The organism is Rhodococcus sp. 21391 (assembly GCF_016772255.1).
In the GTDB taxonomy this organism is placed as follows: Bacteria; Actinomycetota; Actinomycetes; order Mycobacteriales; family Mycobacteriaceae; genus Rhodococcus_F; species Rhodococcus_F opacus.
This window is the reverse complement of the sequence record NZ_CP063781.1, coordinates 118858-131931: the sequence shown is the minus strand read 5'-3', so window position 1 is coordinate 131931 and position 13074 is coordinate 118858. Positions and strand designations below refer to the sequence as shown.

Here is a 13074-nt window from a genome sequence, read left to right as displayed (position 1 = left end):
GAGGTAGCACGCCCATGATGTCGTTGGATGAGGTAGAAGAAGCACAGAGCCTGTGTGCGGTCTTTCAGACCATGGTCGGCGCCCGCGCCGACGAGGTCGCTCTCCGCACCGCGGAAGGCGACCGGACCATCACCTGGCGGGCCTACGGGCAGCAGGTGCGGCAGATCGCCGCCGGCCTGGCAGAGCTGGGAGTCCGTCGCGGGGACACGGTGGCGATCATGCTCACCAACCGGCCCGAGTTCCACCTCGTCGACACGGCCGTGATGCACCTGGGTGCGACGGCGTTCTCCGTCTACAACACGTTCACACCGGAACAGATCGCGCAGTTGTGGACCAGCGCCGGAAACCAGGTGATCGTGTGCGAGGAGCAGTTCGTCGACAAGATTCGCCAGGCCGCCGTGGTTCGTCCCGTCGAGCACATCGTGTGTGTCGACGGCAGCGGCCACGACACGATCTCGCTGGAAGACCTGGTGGCTCAGGGTGACCCGTCTTTCGACTTCGACGCCTCCTGGCAGGCGGTGAGCCGCGACGACCTCCTGGCACTGATCTTCACCTCCGGCACTACCGGAGCGCCGAAGGGCGTCGAGCTCACCCACGAGAATGTTCTCTTCGCCGTCGCGGCGAAGGTGGCAAGTCAGCGTGAGGCCCTCGGATCGGAGATTACCGAGCGGGTGCTGTCCTATCTCCCCGACGCCAACCTCGCGAACCGTTTCGCAGCGCACTATGTGCCGATGGCCAGCGGTGCCACCGTCACCGATGTGCGCGACGGCAAGACTGTGCTGCAGGTCTTCCGTGACGTGCACCCGACGACGTTCATGGGCGTTCCGATGATCTGGTACCGGCTCAAGGCGATGATCGACACCGCCGTGGCCGGGTCCGGGCAACCGGCTCGGGAACAGGCCGCGTGGGCGCTGTCGCTCGGTCTCGACAAGGTGCGGCTCGAACTCGCCGGGCAACCCGTCCCGGCACGGCTGGCCGCTCTTCACGAACTGGCCGACCGCACCGTCCTGGCCCCGCTGCGCCGCGAGTTCGGTGTCGATCACCTGGGATTCGCCACCTCCGGCGGCGCCCCGATAGCTCCGGAAGCACTCGAGTTCTTCCTTGCGCTGGGCGTGCGGGTCTGCGAGGTCTACGGCCTGACCGAGACCGCCGCGTCCGGCATCGGCAATCATCCCGACCGTATCCGGATCGGGACGGTGGGCCAACCACGTCCCGGCGTCGAGGCCAGGCTCGCGAGCGACGGGGAACTGTTGTTGCGCAGCCCGGGTGTCATGCGGTGCTATCGCGACGACCCGGCGAAGACCGCCGAAACCCTCGACGCCGACGGTTGGCTGCACACCGGCGATATCGCCACCATCGACGCCGACGGCTACGTGACCATCGTCGACCGCAAGAAGGACATGATCATCAATTCCTCGGGAAAGAATCTCGCCCCGGCGAACATCGAGAACGCGATCAAGCTCGAGTGCCCCGTGCTCGGAGCCGTAGTCGCGGTGGGCGATGGTAGACCGCACATCGCTGCGCTGCTCATCCTCGATCCCGAGCAGGCCAACGCCTTTGCCGACGCTCACGCGATCGAAGACCGCACCCCGGAGGCCCTGGCCGCGGATCCCCGGGTACTGGCGGCGGTCGCCGAGGGCGTCGCCCGCGGCAATGAGCGTCTCTCCCGAGTCGAGCAGGTGCGGGCCTACACCGTGCTCCCCACGTTCTGGGAGGTCAACGGCGAAGAACTCACCGCCACCACGAAAGTGCGCCGCACGCTCGTCAACACCAAGTACGCCGACCAGATCGACGCGTTGTACAACCCGACGGCAACGTCGGTCCTGTAGAGCGCCCTCCGATCCGACTGCACTGTCGCCAGCTTCCGGCGGCCCGGGCCCGAGTGGCGCGGGCCGCCCACCGATGATCACTCAAGGAAATCCCATGAAGACCTACCAGCTTGCGGCCCGCGCCCTGTCCGAGTTCGGTGTCGGCACCGTCTTCGGACTCATGGGAGACGCCAACCTCGCGTATCTGGGTGACTTCGCGGAAAACCGGGACGGCGAGTTCGTCGCGGCCGTGGCCGAGGGTGGGGCGGTGTCGATGGCAGACGGATATGCTCGCACGACCGGTCGCGTCGGCGTCGCGTCCGTGTCGCACGGCCCTGCCGTCACGAACTGCACGACCGCCCTTGTCGAGGCGGTGCGGTCGCGCAGTGCCGTGCTGCTGCTGACCGGCAGCACTCCGAACGTGCGAGATCATTTCCAGGACTTCGACCTCGAGGGTTTCGCCCGCCTCACCGGTGCCGAATACCGCCGGGTTCGCAAGGCCGCCGCGGTCGGCGCGGATATCGCCGAAGCTCTCGCGCGCGTCGCCGCCACCCGGACTCCCCTGGTGCTCGACCTGCCCTACGACCTGCTCGAGGTCACGGTGACCGGTGAGTTGCCGCACGCGGTGCCCTCGCCCCCGGTAGCCGGTGCGCCGGACCCCGAGCTCGTCGACGACGCGCTCGCCGCGTTGCTCGGCAGTACACGTCCGCTCATCCTCGCCGGCCGCGGGGCGGTCGAATCCGGTGCCCGCGAGGATATCCTGCGCCTGGCGCGGGCCATCGACGCGCCGGTGATGACGACGTTGCTCGCGAAGGACCTCTTCGCCGGTGAACCCGACAATCTCGGTGTGCACGGGTCGTTGTCACATGCGGTGGCGATCGAGGAGATCGGTCGCGTCGACTGCATGCTCGTCGTCGGCGCGGCCTTGTCGTCGTTCACGACTGACAACACGGCGTTACTCGCGGGCAAGTTCGTCATCCAGATCGACGACCGGTCCAGCGCGTTCGGGCGGTTCGCGCCGGTGTCGCTCCCGATTCCGGGTGACGCCGCGGGTGTGGTGCACGCTTTGTGCGAGCGCCTGGCCGAAGCCGACGCTCCGGCACCGTCCGGGCGCCGCGTCGCGCAACTCGCCGAAGCTCTCCGCGAACTCGAACACAAGGGATACCGCAGCATCTCCGGCGGCGGCACCGTCGACATGCGAGACGCGATGGCCCGGCTCGCCGAGCTGCTCCCGCCAGGGGCGCAGGTCGTCACCGACATCGGACGGTTCTCGACCGCGGCGTGGAAGTATCTGCCGGTCGAGCCGAGTCGGTTCACCGTTCCCGGTGCATTCGGGTCGATCGGGCTGGGCGTCGCGACTGCGGTGGGCGCTGCCGCAGGTCGCCGCGACGTACCGACGGTCTGTGTGGCCGGGGACGGCGGCACGATGATGGGACTGACGGAGGTGAGCACTGCGGTCCGGCATCGCCTGCCGCTGGTGCTTGTCGTCCTCGACGACAATTGCTACGGCGCCGAATACCTCAAGCTCGCGAATCTCGATTTGAAACCCGCGCATTCGGAGGTCGAATGGCCGGGGTTCGCGGAGACGGCGCGCGCACTCGGAGCACGGGCGGTCACGATCCGGGAGGTCGACGATTTCGCGCAGGTCGCGGCGCTGGTGAAGAACGGAGACTACCCGCTGGTCGTCGAGGTCAAGGCAGATCCCGCGCGGCGTCGTCCCGAAGTGGCTGCGGCCGTCGGGCACGCGAGTTGACAACTGGGGGTTCCGAGACCGGGCGGTTGACCGCCGGCGACCACTGATCGGTCCGAGGACCAGCCATCGAGCGCCGCGGGCCGCCTACCGGTGCCCGGACGACGTCGGCCCGGTCAGCCCGAGGACAGCACTGCCCAGACGGTTCAACTGGTTCCGGACCTCCACCGGGTCGCCGCGCAGTTGCCTCCGCATCCGGTTGATGACGGACTGGGCGGTCCGGGTAAGCGCTTCGGCCTCCGGCGCCGCAAGTTCTGGGCGGACCCGGATCAACAGCGCAACCCACTCGCTGGCGTAATCATGTTGCAGGCGACGGATAGGTGCGCGCTCGTCCTCCGGCACGTTGACGACCTCGGTGAGCAACGCACTCAGCGCGTCCCCGTGTTCGACGTTGATCCGGACGAAGGACGCCAGCGCGGCGTCGAGCGCGAGGGCAGGATCATCCGTGCCCGAGAGTGCCCCGGAGACATCGAAGTACAGCGCGTCGAGACACCGAGTGATCACGGTGACGAGGATCGCCGACTTCCCGGGAAAATGATGGTAGAGAGTCGGGCCGGTAATCCCTGCCGCAGTACCGATGTCGTCCATTCCCACGGCCTGATAACCACGTTCGGCGAACAGGGTCACCGCCGCCTCGAGGATCGCTTCGCGGCGCGACGCCGGCATGATCCGCCCCCCCGCGTCGCCATGCACGGATAGCGCTTGATCGACAACACCCAGGTCTGTCATCTCGCACACCGCCGAGGCCGCCTCGGTCATGAGCATTCGCGCTCGGGAAGGCTCGAGTTTTCCCCGACGGAACAACCGGTTGCTGCTCAGCACCGCATGGGCGCCTCCCACCAGCAGTTCCACCGCCGGTCCGTCGAGACCGGGCCTTGCGGTCTGTATCGCCTCACGCAACGGGGCGATCGCCTTCTGATAGCGGTCGCGCAACTCGGCGCCCACCGTCGGATCGAGATACGCCTGATTACGTTCCCACAGCGCGCTCGCGCGATTCTGCCCCAGCGACTTCCCCGCGGCATACTCGAGCAGGTCCCGAAGCCCCGGTTGCGGGGCAGCGTAGGCCGCCTCGAGCCCCTCGATCTCGAACTCGACCGCGGCGGCAAGTAGATTCTGCTTACCTCGGAAATGGCGATACAACGCCGGACCGGTGATACCGACATCGGCCGCGATGTCCGCGATCGCGGCATCGTGAAAACCCCGGCGCTCGAACTGCTTCGCCGCAGCGGCGACGATGAGCTGCTTGCGGTTTCGTGGCCGACGCTGCACGGCAACCTCGGTCATGGTCCGCTCCTCTCATCCAGGTGCCGTACTCGGCGAATCTCCACGGCGAGGCGCGCCCGGGGCACCGCCGTCCTTCACCATCATGTTAGCAGTCGTTCGGGATGATTTCGGAGTGCCACGACTCGATCCATCCCACGGACCAGCCTCGCTGATATCAGTCGTTAGCCACTATTCGCCGGGGTGCACGACACCGGCGGTCTGCTGGCGTGCCGCGGTCGTGGCCCGGTGCGATCCGGACGAGCGCCGCGGGATCAGGGTGGGCATCGCGCGCCGGATCGGATCGTCGACGGGGGTGGTGGCGAGCATCAGATCGAGTGCGGTGGCTGCGATCTGGTCGAACGGGGTGCGCACCGAGGTGAGCGGGACCGGAAGACGTTGCGACAGTGGGATGTCGTTGTAGCCGACCAGGGCGACGTCGTCGCCGACGGTCAACGAGCATCTGTGCGCGGCAGCCATGACTCCGAGCGCGAGGTTGTCGTTGGCGGCGAAGACGGCGGTCGGACGGGACGCGGAGCGGAAGAGCCGGTTCCCGGCCTCCTCGCCGTCCTCGATGCCGAACGTCGTTTCGACGATCCACTCGGGCACTTCCGCGATTCCCGCTTCCCGCAGCGCCTTTCGCGCCCCAGCCAGACGACCGACGGCGGTGGACGCGAACAACGGGCCCGACAGGACGGCGATGCCGGTGTGCCCGAGGTCGATCAGATGGCGGGTGGCGAGATAGCCGCCCGCCTCGTCGTCGCCGACCGAGGACGGACTGATCCCGTCGGTCCTGAGCACGAGCGCGTGCGGCACGCCGCGCTCCCGGAGCTCGCGCGGCAGGGGGTCTTCGCGCCGGCTCGAGGCGACGATCAGGCCGTCCACGTTCCGGGCGAGCAGCGTCCTCGCCGCGTCGGACTCGTCGGCGGGGTTGTCCCCCGTCGTGGCGACGACCGTGAAGTAGCCGAGGCGGGTCGCGGCGCGGCTGATCGCCTCGTACATCAAGGCCATGACGGTGTCGCTCAACCGTGGGACGAGGACGCCGATCGTCGCGGTCTGCCCGCGGCGCAGGCTCGACGCGAAGGTGTTACGCCGGTAGCCCAGTTGATCGGCCACCGCCCGCACTCGTTCGGCGGTAGCGGAGCGAGACGGTGGAACGCGATCGTCGAGCACCCGGCTGACGGTCGAGGTGCTCACCCCCGCCGCGTCCGCCACTTCACGCAGCGTCACGACGTGCTTACCGTCCCGCGCCCGCTGGGGCGCGCTCCCATTGGCTTCCATGGTCTTCCTCTCTACCGCCTCGGCCCGGTCCTCCGCGCGTGAGGTAAGGCCTGATCACATCCGATTCAGAACGTGACCCTTGACACAGCCACGATCGTATCGCACGATGAAATCGTTCACGGGAACGTTCCCGGGAACGTTTGCAAGCCCCAGCATCCCCCGATGGAAAAGAGCAACCATGAGCACACTCGACCTCCGCGGCCTCACACCGGCGCCGGTGACACCCTTCACCCGTGACGGCGCCGTCGACTACGACGCCATCCAGCGCCTCGGCTCGTGGCTCGGCAGCGTCGACGGCGTCAAGGGCCTGGTCGTACTCGGCCACGCCGGCGAAGGCACCTTCCTCACCCAGGACGAGCAGGTTCGCGTCATCGCCGCTTTCAAGGACTCCGTCGACGGCCGGCTGCCGATCATCGCCGGCATCACCGGCGAAGGCACCGCGGTCTCCGTGGAGGAGGCCCGCCGCGCGGTCGACGCGGGCGCCTCGGCCGGCCTCGTGTACCCCTCCCACGGATGGCTGCGGTTCGGTTACCAGGACGGCGCCCCGCAGGATCGGTACAAGGCGATTCACGAAGGGTCCGGGCTGCCGCTGATCCTGTTCCAGTACCCCGACGCCACGAAGGCCACGTACAACCTGGACACCCAGCTCGAGATCGCCGCCCAGCCCGGTGTGTTCGCCACCAAGAACGGCGTGCGGAACATGCGCCGCTGGGACCGTGAGATCCCGGTCCTGCGCCGCGAGAACCCCGACCTGCAGATCCTGAGCTGCCACGACGAGTACCTTCTGCACACCATCTTCGACGTCGACGGCCTGCTGGTCGGCTACGGCGGACTCGCACCCGAGCCGCTGGTCGAACTCATTGCGGCAGGCAAGGCCAAGGACTACCCCGCGGCCCGGGCGATCCACGACCGCCTCCTGCCGGTGACGGCGAACGTCTATCACCGCGGCTCGCACATGGAAGGCACCGTCGCCCTCAAGGAAGGCCTCGTCGCCCGCGGAATCCTCGAACACGCCACCGTGCGCTCACCGTTGCTGCCACTGGCCGAGGGCGCAGGTGCCGAAATCGCCGCTGCGCTGCAGTCGGCCGAGCTGACCTCGGTCGTCGCCCACGCCTGACCCCGCTCGACCCGTCACCTTCGGATTCACCGAATCCACCGCACGCTGTGCCACCGCGCCGCGTGCCGGTTCTGCCGCCCGGCCCGGACACCCCGGGCCGGCCGGCACCGCCCGCAGCAGACCCGGCCCACTCCCGGCCGCAGGTTCCGTTCGCCCCTCCCGAGCCGGCAGCGTCGGATGCCCCCATCGTCAGTTGCGCCACACTCCTCGTCTGCGGTTCGAACACCAGAAAGTAGGCTCATCGATGAGTCAGCCATCTCGCACATCAGCCGATCCCGTCGGAGGCGGTTCAGTGGTCGCAGGCACCCCTCCGCCGCCCGGAGGTCGCGTCCGGCCCCAGCGCCGGTACTGGGTTCGGACCCTGGCCATGGCCGGTCCCGCATTCATCGCCGGAGCGTGGCAGTTCGGGCCCGGCAACCTCGCCAGTGCCGTCCAGGCCGGCAGCGAGTACAGCTACTCCCTGATCTGGGTGATCGCCGTCTCGACCATCTTCATGCTCGTCTATGCCGACATGAGCGTCCGCCTCGGCATCCGCACCCCCGTGTCCATGATCAACTCAGTCAAGGACGTCCTGGGCCGACGCGTCGGCGTCTCCGCCGGCGTCGGAGTCTTCATCATCACCCTGTGTTTCTCCGTGGGCAACGCCGTCGGATCCGGCCTGGGACTGTCGATGGTCTTCGGCGGGTCCCCGATAGTGTGGTCCGCCGTCTGCACAGTCTTCGTCGGACTGATCCTGTTGTTCCGCAACGTCTATCGAACCGTCGAGCGCGTTCTGCTGGTGATCGTTGCCCTCCTCGCGGCCACCTTCGTCTTCAGCGCCGTCATCGCCCAGCCCGACTGGTTCCAGGCCGTGGACGGACTCGTCCCGAGCATCCCGCCGGGTGGACAACTGCTCGTCGTCGCCCTCGTCGGCACCAACTTCTCCCTCAACGCAGCTTTCTTCACGTCCTACGGCACCCACGAACGTAAGCGCACTGCAGCCGAATACCGGCAAACCACCATCGCCGACACCATCCCGGGCATCGTGGCACCCGGCATCATGACCTCGCTCGTGATCATCGTTGCCGCCGCCGTCCTCGGCCGACAGAACACCGAAGCAACCACCCTCGCAGGCCTGGCCAAGATCTTCGAACCCATCGCCGGCCCGATCGGATCGACGATCTTCGCGCTCGGGCTGTCCGGGGCCGCGTTCTCCGCGATGGTCGCCAACGCCACCGCCGGAGGCACCATGCTCTCCGACGCGCTCGGAAAAGGACCGTCCCCCAGCACACCGACAGCCAAACGCACCAGCGCCGTGATCCTCGGCTTCGGACTCCTGATCACGATCCTGTTCACGAAATCCCCTGTCCAGCTGATCATCTTCGCCCAGGCGTTGACCGTGCTGATCGCACCGTTCCTCGGGCTCCTGCTCTTCGTGATGAGCAACAACCGTCAGCTGATGGGCAACCTCCGCAACACCTGGTGGAAGAACATCATCGGCGCTCTGGGATTCCTCTCGATCCTGTCCCTGTCCGGCCTGCTGATCTACGAACTGCTCGGCTGACACCGACACTGGGCGGCACACTGCACACCGCAGTGTGCCGCTCGACTGCTGCATCCACCCCCTGACGCAACCCACGAGGGATCAGAACCCATGCCGCTCTTCGTCGTCGACTACAGCTACTCAGCCCACACCGCCGCAGGCCGTGACACGTACCGATCGGCACACCGAGCATGGCTCTCCGAACTGGTCGACCACCAGACAGTCATCGCCTGCGGTCCGTACGCCGATGACAGCGGTGCCTTCATCCTCGTCGAGTCCGATACGACCGACACGGTCGCACAGCTCTTCACGCACGATCCCTTCGTCATCCACGGCCTGGTACCGGACCATCGCATCGTCGAGTGGACGCCGGTGATGGGTCGTCTCTAGAACGATGGGACAGGACTGGATTCGGAGTCGGACCGGTCGATCATCCGCGAGCTTTGTGGGATGACCGCGGCCGGAAGGACCGACTCGAGATCCTCGCGCTCGCCGACCTCGAGAGACGCGTCATGGCGTCCCCCGGCATTCGGCCCGCGGTATCCGGTCAGACGAATGGCTCACTCTTCGTGAGGAACTCGGCGAGGGCCTGCGCCAGTATGTTGCAATCGACTCGATCCTCGACCCTCCCGACTGATTGCTCGTCCATTGCAAGCCCTTCCGTATCAACATGTTCGACACGACTCCAAAACAACAGCGGCGCAGCGCAATCCATGGACGAAATTCTCATCGTGTCCAGCACTTAACCTAAACTTAAGGTTGAGGATTGCTCGGGGGCAAGGTGGAGTCCCCGCAGCGCAGCGAGGAGAACCGACCTTGCCGCCACCCGACCAACCAGAGCCCATGGTTGATCACCGAGCGCACGGCGCCGACCCCAACAGAACCTTCGCCGCCCGCGCCACCCACCAAGGCGTCCGCGGAGTCTGGATGAACGCGGCAACGAAGAAGCACGCCGAACAGGCCGCCCTCTGGGCGGCACTACGGGCCTACCTCACCGGAACCGACCACACTCAGCCGGAACCGGAATGGCCCCCTCCCACCACCGCCCCCAGAGCCGGAACCGGAGCCGGAGCCGGAGCCGGAGCGCCGACCAGAACCCGCTCCCGCCGCACCCACCCTCATCGCCGCGGCCCGTGCGCCGCTGGCCGCCGTTACCGCCATGTCCGAGACAAAGAAGCGGAAGGCTTCGTCCAATCCGGTCGCCTGGCTGATGAGCCTCGCCCAGAACGAACAGCTCCCGAAGCCCGAGTGGGACTTCCACACGGAAGGTCCCGCGCAGGCACCCTGCTTCACCGCGACCGCGCACTTCGCCGGACGCACCGCCGCAGCCGAGGCGGGCTCGAAGTCCGCCGCCAAGATCGCCTCCGCCACCGCACTGGTCGAGGCGATCGTCACGGAGAGCTGAACGCGGCCACCGACGCGCTTGTTTACAGCGGTAAACAACACCGGCCCTGCGGAACGCGAACGCTACGCAATCATGCTAAGGGCCCGGAGTCTGTCAGTGCGTACCGTACTGCCTTCCTGACTGTTTCGGTCTTGATGGAGGTGTCTTCTTCTCTGGTGCACAGGCATACCGGGGAGGGTGCCACGTCGTGCACACGGACGAAGGTGACCTGCGGATGGCGGTGAGTGTTCTGGACGAGAGCGCTCGTGATGGCTATGGCTTCTCCGGACGCGACAACTTCGAGCAGTTCGCCGATTGTGCGTACGGAGGGGCCGTAGGTCACTTGTCTTCCGCTCGGACGCGGGTCGCATGCCCACCACCGAACCCATTCGTGGTCTGCATCCGGGTCGGTCACGTGTGGATCGTCGTCGAGTTCGTTGACGGACACCGACTGGCGATGAGCGAGGCGGTGCGTAGCGGGGAGTGCGACGACCCGGCTCTTTTCGTAGAGCACGTCGAAGCGTAGTCCGCGGTCGTCTGCCATGGGCAGGCGCACGACCGCGGCATCAACAGCGCCGCGGCGCACCGCTGATGCCTGCTCGGACCAGGCGAGCTCGACGAGTTCGATTGACCACCGGGGGTGTTCCTGGCGGAGATGGTCGAACAACGCCTGGGTGTGGATACCGATCGCGGCGGTCATGAATCCGATGCGGAGGTGAGCCTGCTCCTGCCGGACTGCTTCGAGTGCTCGTTCGGCGGCCGCGACGGCCGCGCGCGCCTCGCGCAGGAATCGTTCTCCCGCGAGAGTCGGTTTCAGGGGATGGGCGGAGCGGTCGACGAGTTCGACACCGACTTTGCGTTCGAGACTGCGGATCTGCTGTGTCAATGCCGGGGGGCTGATGAAGAGCTTGTCGGCTGCGCGACCGAAGTGTCCTGCGTCGATGACGCTGATGAGATAGGACACCTGCCGCAGGTTGAGCTCCACCACGCTCACCCGATCTCCTCGGACAGTCAATTGCGTCTTCGCGCGAGCTGAACAGCACCGCTCTACTGCGACGTTAAGTGAAAGGTTAACACCCCCCGTCGGGAATGTAATGGACGTCACATCACGCGCTGGGTCACATTGGTGGGGCCCAGCACGATCGCCGGGACCACCGCCAGTCGGATGGGACTCGGCGGGCCTGGCCTGGCGAGGCGAGTCATGATCATCTCTTCAAAGGTTGAATTTACAAGCAATGCGTACTACAGCTGCCGGTCCGCTGTTCTGGATGACCGATCCCGGGACGACCCCCAAGGGTTCGCGCACAGAGTTCATCGACCCGAACAACATCCCGTGGACGGATTGGCTCATGCCGGGCACTCGCTTCCGGCTGCTCTACGCGAATCTGGCGACCGGAAGTTTCACGGTGATTCCGCAGGTCGACCCAGGCGTGCAAGCGACTCCACACTGGCACATGGGCAATGTGCAGGCCTACATCCTCGACGGCGGATTCCATTACCACGAAGACGATCCCGGGGTCGCCGGCACCTACACCTGTGAAATTGCAGGTGCGATTCACGAACCGATCGCGCCGAACGGTACGACGATGCTGGCGTTCGTCGAGGGACCGATCGCCGGATACCTGCCCGACGGGACCCTCGGCGTCGTGGCCGACGCTCGCCTGCACTACTACATGGCCCGCGACAACGACGCGATCGCGCACGCACAGATTGTCGACTACACCACCGACCCGTCGGTGAACATGCACGACAAGGCCGACAGCTGATGGGCCGCCTCGCGGGGAAGGTCGCGTTCATCACCGGCGGTGCCCGCGGCCAGGGACGGGCGCACGCGGTGCGCTTCGTCTAGGAGGGCGCCGACATCGTGGTCGTCGATCATTGCGCGGACATCGATTCCGTTCCCTACGCCTTTGGCGACCACCGATGATCTGGATGAGACCGTGCGTCTCGTCAAAGATCGCGGAGTGTCCGTCCTGGGCGTTCGGGCCGATGTTCGCGACCTCGCCGCACTCGAGCGCGCGCACCGACTGGCGATCGACGAGTTCGGCAAGATCGACGTGCTCGTTGCCAATGCCGGTGTCGGAAGCTTCGGTCCCGCTCTGGAGATCAGCGAGCAGCAATGGCAGGACGTCATCGACGTCGACCTGACCGGAGTCTGGAAGACCGTGCGTGCGGTGGCCCCGGCGATGGTCGAGCGCGGCGAAGGCGGTTCGGTGATCTTGACGAGTTCGGTCGCCGGCCTCGTCGCCTTCCTCAATTTGGCCCACTACACCGCGGCCAAACACGGGGTGGTCGGACTCATGCGCGCTCTCGCGGCCGAATTTGCTCCTCATCGCATCCGCGTCAATTCGATTCATCCCACGACCGTGGACACCCCCATGGTCGACAACGTCGAGACACGTGAATTGTTCCTCCCGGGAGTGGAGAATCCGGACCGCGAGGTAGCGGCGGAGCTGATGAAGAAACCTGAATGCGTTGCCCGTGCCGTGGATCGAGGACGTCGATGTCAGCAACGCAGCGCTCTGGCTCGCCTCCGAGGAAGCCCGCTACGTCACCGGGGTCGCCCTACCGATCGACGCCGGCGCTACCGCACCATTTCAAGTTGCCCCACCACTAGGCGGGACGCTGTTGTCGCATCCGGTCACCACCCCGCTGCGACTGGTCGCCGGTCGGCGCGCCTGCACCGGAATGGATAACACTCACAAAAGCACGCCGTAGACGCTGGTGAACGTGTACGTCAGCCGCGGCGGTGGTGACGCTTCTCGCGTACGACCGCCTTCGCTGAACAGCGTGTGGCAAATTCCCGCGATCCGCCGTCGCGTCGACCGCTCCCGTCGCCGCTGCGTCCCGCACGTCGGCGAAAGGGTCCAGCCTTCCGAAGTGGCCCGAAGGCATTCCTCGCAAGCCGTGACTCCAGCGACATCGCTGGCGCCGCGCTCGTCGTCGACGACG

10 protein-coding genes and 1 pseudogene are annotated in these 13074 nt (G+C 66.7%); 8 read left to right on the top strand and 3 right to left on the bottom strand.

The genetic code is table 11. The features are described 5' to 3' along the window. Positions 1-14 precede the first annotated feature (14 nt). Both GO592_RS00595 and GO592_RS00590 read left to right on the top strand, forming a co-directional pair. Positions 15-1829 carry an AMP-dependent synthetase/ligase gene (locus GO592_RS00595; protein ID WP_007301708.1) on the top strand — a complete coding sequence of 605 codons (1815 nt, stop codon included), beginning with the start codon at positions 15-17 and terminating at the stop codon, positions 1827-1829. 94 nt (positions 1830-1923) lie between these two features. After that, the gene (locus GO592_RS00590; RefSeq protein ID WP_007301709.1) at positions 1924-3561 is read left to right on the top strand and encodes a thiamine pyrophosphate-binding protein; all 1638 of its coding nucleotides are present in this window, start codon (positions 1924-1926) and stop codon (positions 3559-3561) included. Positions 3562-3645: 84 nt separating this feature from the next. Here the strand turns inward: GO592_RS00590 and GO592_RS00585 are convergent, their stop codons facing one another. Together GO592_RS00585 and GO592_RS00580 are read right to left on the bottom strand one after the other, a co-directional pair. Further along, a complete protein-coding gene (locus tag GO592_RS00585) occupies positions 3646-4842 on the bottom strand; it encodes a TetR/AcrR family transcriptional regulator (protein WP_007301710.1) in 1197 nt (398 codons plus the stop codon). 168 nt (positions 4843-5010) lie between these two features. After that, complete coding sequence (locus GO592_RS00580) at positions 5011-6099, bottom strand: LacI family DNA-binding transcriptional regulator (RefSeq protein ID WP_007301711.1); 1089 nt, start codon at positions 6097-6099, stop codon at positions 5011-5013. A gap of 178 nt (positions 6100-6277) precedes the next feature. Here GO592_RS00580 and GO592_RS00575 point away from each other — a divergent pair, with 178 nt between their 5' ends. The 4 genes from GO592_RS00575 to GO592_RS00560 all read left to right on the top strand — a co-directional run bounded on the left by GO592_RS00575 (position 6278) and on the right by GO592_RS00560 (position 10143). Beyond that, positions 6278-7216 (top strand): dihydrodipicolinate synthase family protein, encoded by a 939-nt coding sequence (locus GO592_RS00575; protein ID WP_005565809.1) that lies wholly within the window; start codon positions 6278-6280, stop codon positions 7214-7216. Between the two features lie 367 nt (positions 7217-7583). Then, positions 7584-8759, top strand: a complete 1176-nt coding sequence (locus GO592_RS00570; protein ID WP_007301712.1) for an Nramp family divalent metal transporter — start codon at positions 7584-7586, stop codon at positions 8757-8759. 90 nt (positions 8760-8849) lie between these two features. Further along, a complete protein-coding gene (locus tag GO592_RS00565; protein WP_007301713.1) occupies positions 8850-9128 on the top strand; it encodes a YciI family protein in 279 nt (92 codons plus the stop codon). A gap of 769 nt (positions 9129-9897) precedes the next feature. Beyond that, positions 9898-10143: a double-stranded RNA binding motif domain-containing protein gene (locus GO592_RS00560; RefSeq protein ID WP_007301714.1), complete on the top strand. Its 246-nt coding sequence runs from the start codon at positions 9898-9900 to the stop codon at positions 10141-10143. A gap of 70 nt (positions 10144-10213) precedes the next feature. Here the strand turns inward: GO592_RS00560 and GO592_RS00555 are convergent, their stop codons facing one another. After that, entirely contained in the window at positions 10214-11116 is a 903-nt protein-coding gene (locus GO592_RS00555; protein WP_039953128.1) for a LysR family transcriptional regulator, read from the bottom strand. Positions 11117-11357: 241 nt separating this feature from the next. Between GO592_RS00555 and GO592_RS00550 the strand changes: the two genes are divergently transcribed. Continuing rightward, positions 11358-11888, top strand: coding sequence for a 2,4'-dihydroxyacetophenone dioxygenase family protein (locus GO592_RS00550; RefSeq protein WP_007301716.1), 531 nt, complete (start codon positions 11358-11360; stop codon positions 11886-11888). Between the two features lie 98 nt (positions 11889-11986). Continuing rightward, a pseudogene (locus GO592_RS00545) lies at positions 11987-12708 on the top strand (mycofactocin-coupled SDR family oxidoreductase); the annotation flags it as partial. Positions 12709-13074: the final 366 nt, after the last annotated feature.